The following is an 18,393-nucleotide window of genomic DNA, read 5'->3' on the forward strand; positions in this document are numbered from 1 at the left end:
ACCCGCTGAATGACCCCCATGTTGACGCGAGACGAACTGGCCGTGGCCCTCGGCAACGCGGGCCACGGCGACCGGGCCGCCTTCAGGATCGTCTATGAAGCGACCTCCGCGAAGCTATTGGGCGTGTGCCTGCGTATCTTGGGTGACCGCCAATTGGCCGAGGACGTTTTGCAGGACACCTATCTCACCGTCTGGAGGAAGGCCTCGACCTTCGACCCCGCGCGCGCGAGCCCGATCACCTGGCTGGTGACCATCGCGCGCAACCGGTCGATCGACCGTCTGAGGTCGGCCGCGCCGATGCGCCGCACCGCCCCGGTCGAGGACGCCCACGACCTGGCCGACGCCGCCCCCCTGGCCTCGGACGTGATCGAGACGACGGATGAGGTGAACCGGCTGAACGTCTGTCTCAACACGCTGGAGGACAGGGTTCGCGGCGTCATCCGCACTGCCTTCATGGAGGGGGTTACCTATGACGCCCTGGCGATCCGCGAGAACGTGCCGCTGGGTACGATGAAGAGCTGGATCCGGCGGGGACTGTTCAGGCTGAGGAGCTGCCTCGAATCATGACCGACCTCCCTTCTGACGAGCCCGGCGCCGTCGACGCCCTGGCCGGTGAGCTGGCCCTGCGCGTTTTGTCGCCCGACGAAGAGCGCGCCGCCCGTGCCCGCGAGGCCTCCGATCCCGCCTTCGCTGCCGAGGTCGAGGTCTGGAACGAGCATCTGGCCGGGTTTATCGCTGAGATTCCACCCGTCCAGCCATCAGCCCGAGTCTGGCCCCGCGTCGAGGCGGGCATCGCCCCGGTCGCTGCGAACGACAACCGCGCCGGCTTCTGGAGGACTTGGGCCGTGGGCTCGACCGGTCTGCTGGCCGCCAGCCTCGTTGCTGTCGCCCTGCTGGCTACGCGTCCGACCCCCGCGCCCATCGTGCACACGGTGCCGACCGGCGGCGTGACCCGCGTCGCCACCATCGCCATGACCGATGGCGGGACTCCTGTCGTGGCCCTGGCCTACGATAGCGCGACCGGAAATCTATTCATCGCTCCCACGGACGCGATGGCTGGAGTCAGCGCCGTGCCGCACCTTTGGCTGGTCAGGCCGGGCGAGGCCGGGGTCCAGCTGATCGGCGCTATCGACGGCTCGGCCGCCTCGCATCACCATCTGACCGACGTCCTGGCCTCCACTGCGGGTCAGGCGGTCGCCGTCGCCATCTCGATGGAGGCGCCGGGTCACACCCCCGCCGCCGACAAGCCGGATGGCCCGGTGGTCGCCACCGGCGAGCTTCAGTCCCTTTAGACCGCATCCGGCTCGGCGAGCCGTCCGTAGTTGTTCGGGACCGGGCCGTTGCGCCGCCGCCTCGTGCGGCGTCGTGGGTCCTGACAGCCGCGATCCGGTCAGCGGGGAGGCCTCCCAGCCCTTCCATGGTCTCCCCGCAATCCGCTTTCCGGCGATACCCATCAACGGATCGACCCAGGACCCCAATAAATTCAACGGCCGGCTCTTTTTAGAGCCTTTCAACGCGCGGGCCTCCGGGGCGCCCGCACACTGATCTCCGCATTCCAACGGAGATCGAAATGGCTTCGAACCACAGCGCGCGACTGGACCTGCCCTATCTGGCGGCCGGTCAGCTGCAGAAACATGTCACGCTCAACGAGGCCCTGACCCGACTGGACGTTCTGGCCCAGACGGCTGTGGTCAGCCGCACCGTCGTGGCCCAGCCCCCCGACCCGGACGACGGCGCCCTCTACATCCTGCCCGCGACCCCGACCGGCGCCGTCTGGTCGGGGTGGTCGGAAGGCGATCTCGCCCGCGCCGAACTGGGCGGCTGGACCCGCGTGCCCGCGCCGGTCGGGACGCTGGCCGTCGTGCTGGACGAGGGCGCCCTCGTCGTGCGCGGCGACGACGGCTGGACCCCGTTTCCGGTCCGTCTGCAGGGCCTGACCCGGTTCGGCCTCAACACCACGGCCGACGCCGAAAATCCCTTCGCGGCCAGGCTGAACAAGGCGCTTTGGACGGCCCTGTCGACAGGTGACGGTGGCGACGGCGACCTGCGTTTCACCTTCAACAAGGCGGGCGCTGCCGACGTTCTCTCGCTGCTGTTCCAGAGCGGCTACGGCGGACGCGCCGAACTCGGCCTGATCGGCGACGACGACCTGCGCCTGAAGGTCAGCCCTGACGGCGGGACCTGGCGCGAGGCCCTGCGCATCGACAAGGACGACGCCCGCGTCTGGTTCTCCTACGGCGCCACGCGGGCCGAGACGGTGCGCCTCACAGCCGGCGGCGACTTCGTCGCGCCCGACTGGGCCCGGCTGCTGATCGTCACGGCGCTCGGAGGCGGGGGCGGAGGCGGTGCGGGAGCCTCGGGCGCGAGCGGCGTGCGTCAGGGCGGGGGAGGGGGCGGCGGGGGCGGCCTGTCCCGGGCGGTCTGGCGCGTCGAGGACCTGCCCGGCCACCTGACCGTGACCCTCGGCGCGGGCGGCGCGTCCGGCGCAACCGGCGGCGACACCCTCATCACCGCCTCGGGCGTCACCCTCCTGACCGCGCGCGGCGGCCAGCCCGGCGCGAGCGGCGCGGCGGGCGGCGCCGCGGGCGCGGCCGGCTCCGGCATCCACGGCGGCAACCCCGGCGGCGCGGCCTCGGCCATCGCCACGGCCGAGACGGGTCGCAGTCTCGAGAGTCCGGGGTCTCCAGGCGGCGGCGGAGGCGGCGGCGGACTCGATGCGGGCGGCGTGGCGCGAGCCGGTGGTCCTGGCGGCGCGGGTGGTGTTCTCGCCTGTCCCGCCTCCGGGGGCGCGGGCGGCGTTTCGACGGCCGGTTCGAGCGGATCGGCGCCGGCCTCGAGCATCGCGGTGGCCGGCGGCGGCGGCGGCGGCGCGGGCGCGATGACCTCCGGCGCAGGTCCGGCGGGCGGCGTGGCGGGCGGCTTTGGCGCGGGCGGGGGAGGCGGCGGCGCGGGCGTCAGCTCCGGTGGTGCGGGCGGCGCCGGTTCGGGCGGTGTCGTCGTGATCCTGATTCAGGGATGAGGCCGATGCCGCCTCCCGACGCCGATCCCTTCTTCGACGGTATCGACCCTCTGCTGGATTTTGATGCGCTGGAGGCGCCCCGCCGCCTGTCCCGCGACGAGAGCCGCGCCGTCTGTGGACCTGACTGGTCCAGGATCCATCCTGCCTCCGATGAGGGGCCCGACAATGATTGATAACGACCCCCAGCCCCCATCCGGGCCTCCATCCCCACCTCTGGCCGAGGCGAGATGGCTGTGGCGCCGGCTCTATGTCTTCGCGGCCAGCTTAGCCCTGTGGCGGTCGCTGTCCGCCGTCATCGACCGGACCGAACCCCACGCCCTCCCGGCGGTGGCCTCGGGCCTCATGTCGCTGCTGGCCCTGACCCTGATCCTCTATCTGGTCGCGCCGACGGCCCAGCAACTGGTCGCCCTGCTGGTCAATCTGCGCCTGCGTCTCGGAGCCCCGAAATGAGCTTCCGTCTGTCCGAACGCTCGCGCACGCGGATGAGGGGCGTCCATCCCGCCCTCGTCGGCGTCATCGAGGCGGCGATCCTGATCACGCCGGTCGACTTTATGGTCACCGAAGGTCTGAGGACACCGGCCCTGCAGGCGTGTCTGGTCCGCGCCGGAGCCAGCCGCACCCTGAATTCGCGGCACATCACCTGCCACGCGGTCGATGTCGCCGCCATGGTCGAGGGTGCGATCCGCTGGGACTGGCCCCTCTATCCGCGCATCGCCGAGGCCATCAAGACGGCGGCGAAGATCAAGGGTGTGGTCCTGGTCTGGGGCGGCGACTGGCCGCGCCTGCGCGACGGCCCGCATTTCGAGCTCGACCGGCGGGTGTTTCCGTGATCGGCCTGTCCCCGGTCCTGCGGACCCTGGCGCCGATGGGCTGGCTGGCCCTCGGCGTCTTCGGCGGTCTCGGCTTCCGCTGGGATCCGTTCGACCTCGACCGGCGACGGCTCAGCCGCGCCGAGGCCTCGGTCGCCGCCGCCGCACAGCAGGCCGCCGCCCGAACCGCCGAGGCCGAGGGTCAGGCCGACCAGGTCGCCCGCCTCGACGCCGCCGTCCAGTCCGCCGTGACGCTGGAACGCGCCACCGCCCGATCCATCCAGACTGCGAGAACCGCCGATGACTCTTCCCTTCCGTTGCCTGCCGATCGCGCTGATCGCCTGCGCGACCATGACCGCGAGCTGTGCCGGATCGCGCCCGATCTCGTCGGTTGCCCCGCCGCGCCTCTCCCTGCCGGCGATGGCGAGCCGGCCCTGCGGGTTGCATCGTCTTCCCGCCGCCCCGACCCTGGGTGACCTGGAGGCCGGCTATATGACCCGGGGCTGGCAGATCGCGGACTGCGACGTCGCGCGGCGACTGGCGGTCGACACCTTGCTGTCCGAGCGACGGGCGGGAGAGGCGGCGAAGCGTCCCTGACGTCGTCCGTTTCGTCCGTTTCGTCAGGGTGTTTTCGCGTCGTCCGGACGAAACGCCCGGCAAAACCTGCCGGGCGCCCGGCATTTCCTACCGTCCGGCCGGCAAACCGGCAAAACCTGCCGGGCGCGAAGCGTGGTTAAGGCAAAGTACCGTAGTTATTTCAACGCATTGGCCGTTTGTCGAAATTGCGACGTCTGGCGTGCCGATTGCTTCTGATGTTGCTGAGCAAAATGCTCTCGACGGTCAAAATGACGGTCGAACACCTTGAAACAAGGACTTTCGTCATGGCGCTGAACAGCGTGAACACGAACTCGGGCGCCCTAACCGCCCTTCAAAACCTGCAATCTACGAACAGGGAACTGGATACCGTCCAGAGCCGGATCAACACCGGCAAGAAGGTCAACTCGGCCAAGGACAACGGCGCCGTCTGGGCCATCGCCCAGGGCCAGCGCTCGGAAATCAACGCCCTCACCGCCGTCAAGACCAGCTTGGATCGCGGCTCATCCGCCGTGGATGTCGCTGTGGCGGCTGGTGAATCGGTTTCCGACCTGCTGATCCAGTTGAAAGAAAAGGCCCTGTCCGCGACTGACAAGTCGCTGTCCACGGCCTCGCGCAAGGCCTTGAACGAAGACTTCAAGTCCATCCGCGACCAGATCACCACGGTGGTCTCGAACGCCAAGTTCAACGGCGTGAACCTGCTGGACAACTCGACCGGCACCAATGGCTTCAAGGCCCTCTCGAACACGGCCGGCTCCACCATCAAGGTGGCGGGTGAAAACCTGTCGCTGGGCGGCGCCAACGTGACCGTCGCGGCTACGACGACCATCGGCACCTCCACCCTGGCGACCACCGCTCTGACGGCCGTCAACGCTTCGATCGACAACGTGTCGGCCTCCCTGGCTCGCCTGGGCACCGGCGCTAAGGCGCTCGATACGCACAACACGTTCGTCGCCAAGCTCTCCGACGCTCTGGAATCCGGGGTTGGCAACCTGGTCGATGCGGATCTGGCCAAGGAAAGCGCGCGACTGCAGTCGCTGCAAACCAAGCAACAGCTGGGTGTGCAGGCTCTGTCGATCGCCAACTCCTCGACCTCGATCCTGCTCGGCCTGTTCCGATAAGCCAATGGAAGGGCGGGACTTCGGTTCCGCCCGACCGTTCCCCAAGGGACGCCGGAAGACCCGGCGTGAGGAGCCATGGACACCAATGCAAAGAGGATAGGCGCCGCCGCTTTGCCCGTCATCGCAGCCACCGGGGCCGCGACCACGAGCAACGACTTCGACCAGGACCGCGCCGAACAGAAGGCCGAAGAGGCCGCCCGGTATCGTCTGATCATCGAGGAAGGGCCCACCCACGGAACCTTCATCTACAAGACGCTGGACAGCACCACCGGTGAGGTCATCCGCCAGTTCCCGCGAGAGCAGGTTTTGCGAATGGCCGAAAGCGGAGGCTACACCGCCGGGGGCCTGATCGACACCAGCGCCTGATTTTTCAGACGCCGGCCCAACCCTCCAGACCGCGCGGGATCGCCCGCCGCGGTTAATCGTCGTGGTTTACAGGCGTTAACCATACGGTGACTGTTACTGACCTAGCCTCCCGGCGAACAACCCGGGGCTAGAAGACCTATGACGAACAGCGTTCACACCAATGCCGCCGCCGCCGTCGCGCTGCAGAACCTGTCCCGCACCAACGACAACCTGACCGGGGTCCAGAATCGCGTCTCCACCGGGCTGAAAATCCAGGGAGCCAAGGACAACGCTGCAATCTGGGCCATCGCCCAGGGCCAGCGCGCCGACCTCGGCGCCCTGTCCGCCGTGAAGCAGAGCCTGGACCGCGCCACCTCCATCGCCGACGTCGCCATGTCGGCGGGCGAATCGATCTCCGACCTGCTGAACCAGCTGAAAGAGAAGGTCGTCGCGGCCAAGGACGCCTCGCTCAAGACCCAGTCCCGCGAACTGCTGAACGCCGACTTCCAGGCTTTGCTCCGCGCCATCAAGTCGGCCGTGGAGAACGCTGAGTTCGACGGCGGCAACGTCCTGAACGGCTCCCTGACCAACGGACTGAAGTTCCTCGCCAACGCCGACGCGTCCTCGTTCGTGACCCTGTCGGGCAAGAACCTGACCCTCAGCGGATCCATTCTGACGCTTGGTCTGGCTGACAGCCTGTTGACAATCACCGGCGCGACCACGGCTCTCAGCAAGCTGGACACTTCGATAAGCAAGCTGAACTCTGCGCTTGGCGACCTGGGAGCCCAGGCCAAACAGATCTCGGCGCACAACACCTTCGTCTCGAAGCTCGCCGACACGATCGAATCGGGCATCGGTAATCTTGTGGACGCAGACCTAGCCAAGGAAAGCGCGCGCTTGCAGGCGTTGCAGGTGCAGCAGCAACTCGGAGCTCAGGCCCTGTCGATCGCCAACCAGGCGCCGCAGATCATTCTGTCCCTGTTCCAGTAAGGATCAGAATCGGCCAGGGCCCGGGGTGTGCCCGATCACCACAGGACCAGGGCGGCGGCGCGGCGGATGCGAGCGGTCTCCGAACCCGTACAGGGCCAGCAGGTTCTGGATTAGCGACTTCGGGAAGATCATGATCTCACTCCTGTCCGACGAGATCAGAACACGATTCGCATTCCATCGTTCCCTGGTCGGACGTTAATCTCGCATTGAGCCCGCTCGCGTACCGTCCTCCGCGGAGGATCGAGTGGCGATCAACAACAGCTATCTGATGGTTCTGTTCGGCGGTTCGTATGACCCCGCGTCCTCGGCTGCGCTGACCAATCTTGTCACGAAGAAAGCCCAGCCGACCGCGCCGTGGAGCACCTCGGCCCAGGCGACCGCGCCCAAGCCGGACGCCCTGGTTCGCGCCGCGCTCGGCGGCCGCGCCTTCGTCAACGAGGACGCCGCCCAGCTCGACGTGAAGGGCGCCTCGGCCGACTACAGGAAGCTGTTCGCCCTCTATCAGGGGCTGGAGTCGCTCAACGCCCTGGCCAATCGCGCCTCGGTCAAGGGCCTGAGCACCACCGACCTGGCCCTGACCCAGAAACGATTCGCCTCGGGCCTCGCCGAAATCGGCTCCTACCTCGGCAAGGCCGAATTCGACGCGCTCCGCATGGTGCAGGGTACGTCGTCCTCGACCTCCAAGACGACCGCCGGCGTCCCTCGTGACAGCTCCAACTCGATCACCGGCCCGATCCACGAAGGCGCGCTGGACACGCCGGTGAAGGCTTTCGAGGGCGACACCAGGTTCAACATCACCATCAAGGTGCCGGTCGGGCTTTCGACCCAGACCACGGCCGTGCCGATCGATCTGTCCGATATGGGTTCGACGCCCCGGACGATGGACTCTGTCACGAGCTTCATCAATGGCAAGCTGGAGGCCGCCGGCTTCCAGACCCGCATCGGCCGCGACCAGATCAAGGCGGAGCCCAAGGTCATCCAGGTCGCCGGAAAGCCCGTGACCCTGCCGGCGGGCCCCGACAGGTGGGCGCTCGCGATCCGCGGGACCTCGACCGAGACCGTCGGCTTCACCGCCTCCGAGACATCGGACGCCGTCTATGTCGTCCAGTCCGCCGGCGCCCCGGCCACGACCGTGACCACAACGGTCAACGGCGTATCTACCACCAAGACGACCGTCCCAGCCACCACCATCAACCAGATCCTGAAGTTCCAGAGCGACGGCGGCACGGCGGCCCAGCCCGCCGGCGGCAACGTCGGCGAGACCCAATGGGTCGATGGCCGCATATCCCAGGAGAAGATGCCCGAGGGCGTCACCGCCGTCCGCGCCAGCGCGGTCGGGCCGGACGGCTCGCTTTGGATCGTCGGCGACGTCACCTCCGGCGGGACGAGCCAGCCGATCAAGGGCGTTCAGGACGTCGCCCTGATGAAGTACGATTCGGCTGGACGGCTGGTCGCGACCCGCACCCTGGGGGCCGCCTCGACCGCCAGCGGCTATGCCATCGCCATCGACGACAACGGCGATGTCGCTGTCGCGGGCTCCGTCACGGGCTCGCTGAACACTTCCAGCACGGACGCGGGCAAGACCGGAGATGTCGCCAACGTCGCCGACAGCTTCGTCACCGTGTTCAACAAGGACGGCGAGGAGCAGTGGACCCAGCGTCGCGGTGCCCGCGCGGCCGATGAGGCGACCAGCGTCTCTTTCGGCGGCGACGGCCTGGTCTATATCGGCGGGCGGTCGAAATCGGCCATTCCCGGATCCGTCTCGGTTGGCGGCTGGGATGGCTATGTCCAGGCCTTCAAGGCGGGCGAGCCCTATCCGACAGCGGGCATCGTCTCCAAGGCGATCGGCCAGAGCCAGTTCGGCACCGGCGGCGACGACAGCGTCGATGCGATGACCATCGACGGCTCCAACCTCTACACCGCCGGCGTCGAGGACGGCCACGCGGTCGTGCGCCGCTTCACCCTGGACACTGCGGGCGTGCCGACCCTGGCCTCGACGCGCGACCTCGGCGCCATTTCGGGCGAGATCGCCGGCATCGCCGTCGGCAACGGGAAGGTCATCCTGACCGGGACCAGCCGCGACAGCGGTCTCGCTGCCGGGACCACGACCACGGCCCATTCGGGCGGCAAGGACGTCTTCGTCGCCGCCATCTCGACCGACCTGACGGCCGCAGGGACCGATCGGCTAAGCTGGTACGGCGACGCGGGCGACGACACGGCCGCCGACGTGAAGGTCCATGACGGGAAGGTCTGGATCACGGGCATCGCCGACCGCGATCCCGCCGCAAAGGACACGGACCCGACCAAGGCCTATCTGACCCGGCTCGACCCCTTGACCGGCGCGGTCGAATACACCCGCACCTGGTCCGGAGACGGCGACCAGGCCAAGCCGATGACCCTCGCTGTCGCGTCCGGCGGGGCCAGCGTCCTGGACCGTCTGGGCCTGCCGCAGGGCGAGATCGACCAGAGCGATTCCAAAAAACTGACCGACGCCACCTCCCTGCGGGTCGGCGACCGCTTCTATATCACGCCCGCCAACGGCGGCCGGGCCCAGGCTGTGACCATCGACGCCAAGGATACCCTGGCGACTCTGGCCCGCAAGATCAGCGTGGCGTCCGGCGGCAAGCTGAAGGTCACTGTCGCCTCCGAAGGCGGCGCGGTCACCGGCAAGGACGGCGAGACCACGACCACCACCGGCGGCGTCCAGCGCCTGTCAATCATGGCCAAGGACGGCAAGACCGGCGCGATCCTGACCGCAGGCGAGACGGGCAGGGACGCCCTGATGGGGCTCGGCCTGTCGGCGGGCTATGTCGGGCTGGCCGCGGCCGACACCAGTGTGAAGACGTTCGGCCTGGACCTGCCCGGCAACCTGACCCTGAACAACGCGGCTGCGATCACTGCGGCCGGCGAAAAGCTTCAGGGCGCGCTCAAGGTCATCCGCGACGCCTATCGCGGACTGGCGCCCCAGGACGCGACCGCTTCGGCGTCCGGCCCCGTCCCGGCCTATCTGACCAATCAGCTCGCCAACTATCGGGCTGCGCTCGCCCGGCTGACCGGATAAGCGGGCGCCGTTTTCGCTTCGCAGTTGACGCCCCGGGGCGGGGCGGGGTTATTGAGGCCTTCAAGGCCCGACGCCCAGCGAGCTCCGCTTCATGCAACTGCCCAACGACAATCGCGTCATCATCGCCATCGGTGTGGGCCTCGCCGTCCTGGCGGCCGTGGTGCTGGCCCTGGTGTTCGGCGGAAGCCGTGAACCGGCCGCGCCGAAAGCGCCGGAAACCGAAGGCCCCGGCGGGCTGACGGTCAATGTCGGCGATGCGCCTTCCCTGGAGCCGACACGAGCGTTGCGCTGCTTCGTCGATGGCCAGTTCATCGGAATGGCGACCCTTTCCGACTGCGCCCGACGCAACGGCTTGGCCACGGACGCCCTGGATGTGGGTCTCGACGAGACGGGCGCCCTCGCCGCCGCCCCGACGGCGTCCTTCTCCCCGCCGCCAGCCCTGCCCGACACGACGGCGACAGCCGGCAGCGGCGTCGTCGATCCCTACGACACGACCCTTCCCGAAAAGCCGCAGCCCCAGCTGCAGCCCCAGCCGCGCGTGGAGCGCGCGTCCGGAGCACCCTGCCTGCGCTTCACCGGCTCGGACTGGCGTGAGCTGGGCCAGATGAGCCTGAACCAGTGCGTCCAGGCCCTGTACGCAGGAACCTGCGTCCGCCCTGGCGACGCCCAGTACGGCCGCCACGGCAATCTGACCCTGCGTCTGGTGCCCCGGCGCGTCGAGCAGTCCAATGACAACACGCGCTTCCGCATCCTGGCCGACCAGGATCGCAGCTGCCAGTTCCCGAGCCTGAACTGATGATCCGCCCCACCCTGATCGCATCGCTCCTGGCGATCCCGGTCCTTGCGGGCTGCGCCCAGGCGGTGAAGGCCCCGACCGATACCGGCGTCTGCTATGCGGTTGAGCAGTCTGAGGGCGAGCCGGTCTTCAACGTCGTCGCGCGTGACCAGGTCCAGATCGAGATGTGCGCCGCCCGGCTGGAGGAAATGCGTCTGCGTTTCCGCGGCCTGGGCAGCACGCGCGAGGAGGTCACCGGCGCCTATCAGGGCCAGTTCATCTTCGTCGACCGTCGGGGGGTCTCGTTCGCGCGGACGCTGGAGGGGGCGCGGTTCTTCGCCCTGGCGCGGACCGGCGACGGCCGCCTGGCGGTGCCGGGCGCCATCGAGCGGGGCGTCACCGAACTGGGCGTCGTGGTCGAGGAACGCGCCCCGCCCTCGTTCCCGGGACAGTAGAACAAACTCGGAACACGTGTTAACGGTTTCGCGGGCGCGCCTCGCGGGACCAGGATTTTCAGCCCGGTCGCACAGTCGCGCCGGAGCGATCAGAGAAAGAATTTCATCATGGCGGGAAGCGTCAACAAGGTCATCCTCATCGGCAATCTGGGTCGCGATCCGGAAATCCGTTCCATGCCTAACGGCGACCGCATCGCCAACTTCTCCCTGGCCACCTCCGAGACCTGGCGTGACAAGTCATCGGGCGAGCGCAAGGAAAAGACCGAATGGCACCGTGTTTCGGTCTTCAACGACAACATCGTCAAGGTCGTTGAAAACTATGTGAAAAAGGGCTCGACCGTCTATGTCGAAGGCTCGCTCCAAACGCGCAAGTGGACCGACAAGGACGGCGTCGAGAAATACACCACCGAAATCATCATCGGCCGCTTCAACGGCCAGCTGACCATGCTGGGCGGCCGTGACGGCGGCGGGGCTTCGCAAGGCGGCGGTCAGGGTTCGGGCGGTCGCTCGAACGATGACGACTATTCCTCGGGCTTCTCCACCGGCGGCGCCAACAAGCCCTCCGGCCCGAAGGAAAGCTACGACCTCAACGACGACATCCCGTTCTAAACAGACCGGTCCATCGCAATCGAAACGTCGGCTCATGCATTGTGAGCCGACGTTTTTGTTCGGGCATGCGATAGGCCGTCCGTGCCCGTAACTCCCGACAAGCCCCACAGTCCGCTGTCCCTGATGGAGATCGGCGCGATCGCTGCCATCGTGGTGATCTGGGGGGCCAACAATGCCGCCGCCAAGGTGGCGACCGAGGTGCTGCCACCGCTGCTGACCGGAGCCATTCGCTTCTCCATCGCCGCCCTGTGCCTGATCCCCTTCGTGCGTCCGCCCTTTCCCAACTGGAAGAGCCTGGTCCTGATCGTCATCCTCGGCGGACCCCTGCACTATGGCCTGCTCTATCTAAGCTTCTCCCTGGCCGAAGACGTCAGCCCGGTCGCGGTCGCGTCCCAGCTCTGGATCCCCTTTACGGCCCTGTTCGCCTTCCTGCTGCTGGGCGAGCGGCTGTCGATCGCCGCTCTGATCGGGATGGTCGTGTCGCTCATCGGCGTCGCCTGGATGTCGGCCGATCCCCATGCCCTGCATGACTGGCCCGCCATCCTGGTGATCATCGCTGCAGCGGCCTTCTGGGGGATTACGACCGTGATCGCGCGCCGGACCACCTCGATCCCGCCGCTGAAGATGCAGGGGCTGCTCGCCTTTGTCGCCCTGCCGACCCTCGCGTTCGGCTCAGCCATGTTCGAGACCGGTCAGGTCGAGGCTGTCCGGGCCGCGACCCCGCTGATCTGGGTCTGCATGCTGTGGGCCGGGGTCATCTCGTCGGTCTTTGCCACCAGTATGGTGTTCTGGCTGGTTCAGAAACGCGAAGCCGGACGGGTGACGCCCTATTTCCTCGCCACCCCCGTGGTCTCGATCGCCATCGGCTGGGGCCTGCTGGGCGATGTGCTGACGCCGCAGATCCTCACCGGCGCCGCCCTGACCATGGCCGGCGTGGCTGTCGTCGCCCTCGCGGAGCGGGGCCTGCGAGCAGGCGCGGCGAAGGCCTAGATGTCGTTTCCAAGAAGGTTGTTCACCCGTTGCCACGGAGTGATGCCCTTGATGCCAGAGTGGGGTCGGTTGAGGTTGTAGTCGTCGGTCCAGGGCTTGATGGCGGCGGCGCGTTCGTCGGACGAGGCATAGGGTCTGGCGTAGGCCCATTCGCGCAGGGTGGTCTGGATGAAGCGTTCGGCCTTGCCGTTGGTGCGGGGCGTGTAGGGCCGGGTTCTGACGTGGCGGGCTCCGGCCTGTCGCAGGGCCTCGGCGAAGAGCCCGGAGCGATAAGCCGATCCGTTGTCGGTCATGACCCGTTCCACGGCGACGCCGTGGCGGTTCAGCCAGTCGAGTGCGCGCTGGAGGAAGTCGGTCGTGTCTTCCTTTCGCTCGCTGGGCAGCAGCTCAGTGTAGGCCAAGCGCGAGGCGTCATCGACGCAGACGTGCAGGAAGTCCCAGCCTGCCTTTCGGGATCGCCCCGCCCGGCGGTCGCCCGTGGCGCGATGGCCCTCACGCTCGAAGCGACCCAGCTTCTTGATGTCGAGGTGGATCATCTCTCCGGGCCGAGCGCGTTCGTAGCGGACGATCGGCGGCTTCGCTTCCAGCGATGACAGCCGGCCCAGGCCCAGCCGACGCAACACCGCTCCGACCGTCGAACGGGCCATGCCCAGCGTCCTCGCGATCCGGGGGCCGGTCATCCGCTCGCGTCTGAGCCGCTCGATCTCGGCGACCTGCGTTTGCGGTGCCCGGTGCGGGCAATGGCCAGGAGCCGAGCTGCGATCCGCATGGCCCGCCCCCTGACGAGAGCGCTTCAGCCATTTGCGGGCCGTGCGAACCGACACGCCCGCCGCCTGGGCCGCCGCGTCCGCTCGCCAACCCGTCTCGATCCGTTCCGTCAGCAAGGCTCGACCCGCCGGCGTCAGCCGGGCATTCTTGTGAATGTTCATCCGAGAGGCTCCGCTAAAGGCTGGCTGGCTAACCCCAGCTTCTCAGCACCCCCTCGGGTGAACAACCTCTATAGCTTCGACACCTAGAGCAGGATCGGCTCAGGAGGAATCGCTTCGCGATTCCGCTGATGCCGTGAATCCCGCTCCAGATGTAAGCGAGAGCCTGGTTCAAGCTTCGACAGAAGCACGAAGCGCTTCCGTCTTGAACGATCAGGCTCTAGCCCGCCGCCATCACGCCACAGGCCACCCGGTCGCCGGCTCCGCCGATCGGCTGGCTGACATGGTCATCGACATTGGCGTGGATGACGATGGCCGAACCGTCCGCGTCCCACAGCCACTGACCCGGGCCTTCATCGGCGATCCGGGCGCGACTGGTGAACAGCTCCGCCGAGACCGAGCCATCGGGCGCGGCGAAGATGTTGGGCAGATCCCCGTCATCGGGTCCTTCTGCGTTCAACAGGCCGTGCGGCGCCTTGGGCTCGCCGTGGTTCACATGGGCTCCGGCCGAGGTGAAGGGCGCGGCGCATTCGCCGACGGCATGGATATGCACCCCGTGCCAGCCCGGCGTCAGGCCGGTCGCCTCGATCCGGATCAGCAGGCCCGTCGCGCCCTGCGTCAGCACGGCCCGGCCGATTCGCGCGCCGGAGACGTTCACGAGGGTCGCCTCGCCGAAGTCGCCCGGCGTCGCCCGCATCATCGTGTGATCGCCGTAGTCGTTGGCGGTGACGCTGACGCAGGCTCCCAGCGGGGCGGCGAGGAGGGCGAGGGCGAGGGCTGCGGAGCGCATGGATTTGGTCCTTTCACGGATAGGCAGGGCACCTGTGAAAAAGCCTGCGAAATTTTGCCTCGCGGGCCCACGGGTGCTAGAAATCATCATAGCGGATCACGTTCCGATTCCGGCCATCTAAAGCCTAAAATCCTTGACCGACGACAGCTACGAAAACGCCGCACCGCCAGCCGGTTCGGGCGGCTCGGACATTTCCATCATCTCGATCGAGGACGAGCTGAAACGCTCCTACCTCGACTACGCCATGAGCGTGATCGTCAGCCGCGCGCTGCCGGACGCCCGTGACGGCCTGAAGCCGGTTCACCGTCGTATCCTCTACTCGATGCATGACCTGAACATGACGCCCGAGCGCAGCTATTCGAAATGCGCCCGCGTCGTCGGCGACGTGCTCGGCCGGTTCCACCCGCACGGCGACGCCTCGGTCTATATGGCCCTGGTGCGCATGGCCCAGCCTTTCTCGATGGGGCTGATGCTGATCGACGGCCAGGGCAATTTCGGTTCGGTCGACGGCGATATGCCCGCATCGATGCGATACACCGAGGCCCGTATGGCCCCGGCCGCCAGTGCGCTTCTGGCCGACATCGACAAGGACACCGTCGATTTCCAGCCGAACTACGACGAGAAGGAGCTGGAGCCCGTCGTCCTGCCTGCGCGGATCCCGAACCTGCTGGTCAACGGTGCGGGCGGCATCGCCGTCGGCATGGCGACCAACATCCCGCCGCATAATCTGGGCGAGATCGTCGATGCGGCCGTGGCCCTGCTGGACGACCCCGACATCTCCGACGACGCCCTGCTGGACATCGTGCCGGGCCCCGACTTCCCCACCGGTGGCGAGATCCTTGGCCGGACCGCGCCCCGCAACGCCCTGCGTGAAGGTCGCGGCTCGGTCATCGTGCGCGGCGTCGCCTCGGTGGAGACCATCCGCAAGGACCGCGAGGCCATCGTGGTCACCGAACTCCCGTTCCAGGTCAACAAACAGACCCTGATCGAACGCATCGCCGAAATGGTCCGCGAGAAGCGCCTCGAAGGCATCTCCGACGTCCGCGACGAATCGGACCGCCAGGGCATGCGGATTGTCATTGAGCTGAAGCGCGACGCTTCGGGCGACGTGATCCTGAACCAACTGTGGCGCTATACGGCCATGCAGTCGTCGTTCGGCGTCAATATGCTGGCCCTGAACCACGGCCGCCCGGAGCAGATGGGCCTGCGCAAGATGCTCGAGGTCTTCCTCGACTTCCGCGAAGAGGTCGTGGTCCGCCGCGTCAAGTTCGAGCTGGCCAAGGCCCGGGACCGGGGCCACGTCCTGGTCGGTCTGGCCGTCGCCGTCGCCAACATCGACGAGGTCATCCACATCATCCGTTCCTCGGCCGATCCCGCCGAAGCGCGTGAGCGGCTGCAGGCCAAGGCCTGGCCTGTCGGTGACATGATCGCCCTCGTCGAGCTGATCGCCGATCCACGCTCCGTCCTGATCGACGGCGGCAGCCTGAAGCTGACTGACGAACAGGCCCGCGCCATCCTGGGCCTGACGCTCAGCCGCCTGACCGGCCTCGGCCGCGACGACATCTTCGCCGAGGCGCGCGGCCTGGCCGACACCATCCAGGGCCACCTGACGATCCTGTCTGACCGCAAGAACATCATCGCCATCATCCGCGAGGATCTTCTGAAAGTGCGCGATGAGTTCGCCGTGCCCCGTCGCACAACCATCGGCGAAGGCGACTTCGAACTGGAAGACGAGGACCTGATCCCGCGCGAGGACATGGTCGTCACCGTCACCCACGGCGGCTACGTCAAGCGCGTCGCCCTGAACGCCTATCGGACCCAGCATCGCGGCGGCAAGGGCAAGTCCGGCATGACGATGAAGGACGAGGACGCCATCACCGGCGTCTTCTCGGCCTCCACCCACACACCGGTCCTGTTCTTCGCCACCAACGGCAAGGCCTACAAGCTGAAGGTCTGGCGCCTGCCGCTGGGCGCCCCGACCTCGCGCGGCAAGGCCTTCGTCAACCTGCTGCCGATCGAGCCGGGCGATTCGATCATGAACGTCCTGCCGTTGCCCGAGGACGAGACGACCTGGGGCGACTACGACATGATGTTCGCCACCCGCTCGGGCGACGTGCGCCGCAACAAGCTGTCGGACTTCGCCACGGTCAACCGCGCCGGCAAGATCGCGATGAAGCTGGAAGACGGCGACCACATGGTCGGCGTTGCCCTCTGTACTGCCGAGGACGACGTGCTGCTGACCACCGCACTGGGCCGCGCCATCCGCTTCAAGGCCGACGACGTTCGTGTCTTCAAGGGCCGCGATTCGACCGGCGTGCGCGGGGTCCGCCTCCAGGGCGACGACGCCGTCATCTCCATGGCCGTCCTCGGGCGTGTCGATGCGACGCCGGACGAGCGGACGGCCTACGTGAAGCACGCCAACGCCATGCGTCGCGCTACCGACGGCGAGGACGACACCGCCGTGGTCGAGGCGGATGACGAGGCCGAGGGCTCGGGAGACGCGGCCCTGTCGGTCGAACGCATCGCCGAACTGGGCGCGGCCGAACAATTCATCCTCACGGTCACCGAGACGGGCTTCGGCAAGCGCTCCTCGGCCTATGAGTACCGCCGCACCGGTCGGGGCGGGCAGGGTCTGACGGCCCACGGTCTGGGCGGTCGCGCCGGCGCCCGACTCGCCGCCGCCTTCCCGGTCGAGGACACCGACGACCTGCTGCTGGTCACCTCCAACGGCCAGATGATCCGCACCCGCGTGGGTCAGGTCCGCATCGTCGGCCGCTCCAGCCAGGGCGTGACCATCTTCCGCACGGCGGAAGGCGAGAAGGTCGTGTCCGTCGAACGTCTGGCCGACAGCGGCGGCGACGAACCCGAGGTCGACACCGATGAGGGCGGCGAAGGTTGATCCCTCTCCCGTTGGGAGAGGGCTTGAGCGCACGGCGGCGAAGCCGTCGTCCTTGCGCGAAAGGGTGAGGGCCGCGCCTCCCTGGTACGAACCCGACCCTCACCCTTGCGGCTTACGCATCGCTCCGCTCTGCGAGCCTCAAGCCCTCTCCCACCGGGAGAGGGTTCGATGACCGACTTCCTCATCGACGGCCTTCCCCCGACCGAGGCCGACCTCCGCTACCTCGCCATCGTGAACTACGGCGCCTACACATCCTTCCGCATCGAGGACGCCGGCGTGCGCGGCCTTGAGCTGCACCTCGCCCGCCTCGACGCCTCCGCGATCGAACTCTTCGGTGAACCGGTCGGCGAGGACCGCCTCCGCGACCTCATGGGTCTGGCCCTTGGCGATCGCCGCGACGCCTGGCTGCGGGTCAGCCTGTTCTCGCCTTACATCCGGGCCCGCCTGCCGTCCGACCGGGTCCTGCCCAAGGTGATGACCGTCATCGCACCGCCCCCGCCACCGCTGGCCGATAGCGTCCTCGTCCAGCCCCAAACCTATGTCCGCGACACGGCCCATCTGAAGCACACGGCGACCTTCCCCCTGATCCATGCCCGGCGGGTGGCGCGCGAGGCGGGCTTCGACGACGCCCTGTTCACCGACGCAGACGGCCTGATCTCCGAAGGCAGTCTGTGGAACATCGGCTTCCTGACCGGCGACACGGTGGTCTGGCCCCAGGCGCCCATGCTCGAAGGCATCGCCCAGGCCCTGCTTTCCCGCGGCCTCGCCGCTGTCGGCCTGACCGAGCGACACGCGCCCGTCCACCTCATCGACCTCGCCGCCTTCGACGCCGCCTTCCTGTGCAACAGCGCCACCCCCGCCTGTCCGATCACGGCCATCGGCGACCATGTCTTCGGCGCCGCGCCGGAGCGGATCGACAGGCTCGCACGCGCCTGGTCGTCGAACACGCCTCAGCCGATCTAGGCCCGGCCCGCTCCGCCTGCTAATCACACCAGCCGGCGGGGAGAAAA

The 18,393-nt window shown here is 67.9% G+C and carries 19 protein-coding genes; 17 read left to right on the top strand and 2 right to left on the bottom strand.

The features are described from left to right. Positions 1–9 precede the first annotated feature (9 nt). From ACP7AZ_RS12885 to ACP7AZ_RS12955, 15 genes are all read left to right on the top strand, one after another. The gene (locus tag ACP7AZ_RS12885) at positions 10–567 is read left to right on the top strand and encodes a sigma-70 family RNA polymerase sigma factor (protein WP_426039037.1); all 558 of its coding nucleotides are present in this window, start codon (positions 10–12) and stop codon (positions 565–567) included. Further along, positions 564–1,292, top strand: a complete 729-nt coding sequence (locus ACP7AZ_RS12890) for an anti-sigma factor (protein ID WP_426039038.1) — start codon at positions 564–566, stop codon at positions 1,290–1,292. The genes ACP7AZ_RS12885 and ACP7AZ_RS12890 overlap by 4 nt, the downstream gene beginning before the upstream one ends. A gap of 278 nt (positions 1,293–1,570) precedes the next feature. After that, complete coding sequence (locus ACP7AZ_RS12895) at positions 1,571–3,019, top strand: DUF2793 domain-containing protein (RefSeq protein WP_426039039.1); 1,449 nt, start codon at positions 1,571–1,573, stop codon at positions 3,017–3,019. A 5-nt stretch (positions 3,020–3,024) separates the two neighbouring features. Further along, on the top strand, positions 3,025–3,192 hold the full coding sequence (locus ACP7AZ_RS12900) for a hypothetical protein (RefSeq protein ID WP_426039040.1): 168 nt from the start codon (positions 3,025–3,027) through the stop codon (positions 3,190–3,192). Beyond that, positions 3,185–3,469 carry a hypothetical protein gene (locus ACP7AZ_RS12905; RefSeq protein ID WP_426039041.1) on the top strand — a complete coding sequence of 95 codons (285 nt, stop codon included), beginning with the start codon at positions 3,185–3,187 and terminating at the stop codon, positions 3,467–3,469. The genes ACP7AZ_RS12900 and ACP7AZ_RS12905 overlap by 8 nt, the downstream gene beginning before the upstream one ends. Next, positions 3,466–3,849, top strand: coding sequence for a M15 family metallopeptidase (locus ACP7AZ_RS12910; protein ID WP_426039042.1), 384 nt, complete (start codon positions 3,466–3,468; stop codon positions 3,847–3,849). Before ACP7AZ_RS12905 ends, ACP7AZ_RS12910 begins: the two co-directional genes overlap by 4 nt. Beyond that, positions 3,846–4,304 (top strand): hypothetical protein, encoded by a 459-nt coding sequence (locus ACP7AZ_RS12915; protein WP_426039043.1) that lies wholly within the window; start codon positions 3,846–3,848, stop codon positions 4,302–4,304. Before ACP7AZ_RS12910 ends, ACP7AZ_RS12915 begins: the two co-directional genes overlap by 4 nt. A 405-nt stretch (positions 4,305–4,709) precedes the next feature. Continuing rightward, positions 4,710–5,543 (top strand): flagellin, encoded by an 834-nt coding sequence (locus ACP7AZ_RS12920; RefSeq protein ID WP_426039044.1) that lies wholly within the window; start codon positions 4,710–4,712, stop codon positions 5,541–5,543. A gap of 75 nt (positions 5,544–5,618) precedes the next feature. Continuing rightward, a complete protein-coding gene (locus ACP7AZ_RS12925; RefSeq protein ID WP_426039045.1) occupies positions 5,619–5,909 on the top strand; it encodes a flagellar protein FlaG in 291 nt (96 codons plus the stop codon). A 138-nt stretch (positions 5,910–6,047) separates the two neighbouring features. After that, positions 6,048–6,878 carry a flagellin gene (locus tag ACP7AZ_RS12930; RefSeq protein ID WP_426039046.1) on the top strand — a complete coding sequence of 277 codons (831 nt, stop codon included), beginning with the start codon at positions 6,048–6,050 and terminating at the stop codon, positions 6,876–6,878. Between the two features lie 244 nt (positions 6,879–7,122). Further along, on the top strand, positions 7,123–9,939 hold the full coding sequence (locus ACP7AZ_RS12935) for a transcriptional regulator (protein ID WP_426039047.1): 2,817 nt from the start codon (positions 7,123–7,125) through the stop codon (positions 9,937–9,939). A gap of 91 nt (positions 9,940–10,030) precedes the next feature. Next, the gene (locus tag ACP7AZ_RS12940; protein WP_426039048.1) at positions 10,031–10,735 is read left to right on the top strand and encodes a hypothetical protein; all 705 of its coding nucleotides are present in this window, start codon (positions 10,031–10,033) and stop codon (positions 10,733–10,735) included. Then, a complete protein-coding gene (locus ACP7AZ_RS12945) occupies positions 10,735–11,169 on the top strand; it encodes a hypothetical protein (protein WP_426039049.1) in 435 nt (144 codons plus the stop codon). Before ACP7AZ_RS12940 ends, ACP7AZ_RS12945 begins: the two co-directional genes overlap by 1 nt. Positions 11,170–11,277: 108 nt before the next feature. Continuing rightward, on the top strand, positions 11,278–11,778 hold the full coding sequence (gene ssb, locus ACP7AZ_RS12950) for a single-stranded DNA-binding protein (RefSeq protein WP_303697072.1): 501 nt from the start codon (positions 11,278–11,280) through the stop codon (positions 11,776–11,778). A gap of 81 nt (positions 11,779–11,859) precedes the next feature. Continuing rightward, entirely contained in the window at positions 11,860–12,768 is a 909-nt protein-coding gene (locus tag ACP7AZ_RS12955; RefSeq protein WP_426039050.1) for a DMT family transporter, read from the top strand. Here ACP7AZ_RS12955 and ACP7AZ_RS12960 read toward each other — a convergent pair. Together ACP7AZ_RS12960 and ACP7AZ_RS12965 are read right to left on the bottom strand one after the other, a co-directional pair. Further along, positions 12,765–13,697 (bottom strand): IS481 family transposase, encoded by a 933-nt coding sequence (locus ACP7AZ_RS12960; protein ID WP_426039051.1) that lies wholly within the window; start codon positions 13,695–13,697, stop codon positions 12,765–12,767. The two genes, ACP7AZ_RS12955 and ACP7AZ_RS12960, sit on opposite strands and share 4 nt — an antisense overlap. 217 nt (positions 13,698–13,914) lie before the next feature. Then, the gene (locus tag ACP7AZ_RS12965; protein WP_426039052.1) at positions 13,915–14,484 is read right to left on the bottom strand and encodes a superoxide dismutase family protein; all 570 of its coding nucleotides are present in this window, start codon (positions 14,482–14,484) and stop codon (positions 13,915–13,917) included. A gap of 133 nt (positions 14,485–14,617) precedes the next feature. Between ACP7AZ_RS12965 and gyrA the strand changes: the two genes are divergently transcribed. Continuing rightward, complete coding sequence (gyrA, locus tag ACP7AZ_RS12970; RefSeq protein ID WP_426039053.1) at positions 14,618–17,383, top strand: DNA gyrase subunit A; 2,766 nt, start codon at positions 14,618–14,620, stop codon at positions 17,381–17,383. 168 nt (positions 17,384–17,551) lie between these two features. Then, positions 17,552–18,346 (top strand): aminotransferase class IV, encoded by a 795-nt coding sequence (locus ACP7AZ_RS12975; RefSeq protein WP_426039054.1) that lies wholly within the window; start codon positions 17,552–17,554, stop codon positions 18,344–18,346. Positions 18,347–18,393 lie beyond the last annotated feature (47 nt).

This window comes from Brevundimonas sp. DC300-4, from assembly GCF_049897365.1.
GTDB lineage: Bacteria > Pseudomonadota > Alphaproteobacteria > Caulobacterales > Caulobacteraceae > Brevundimonas.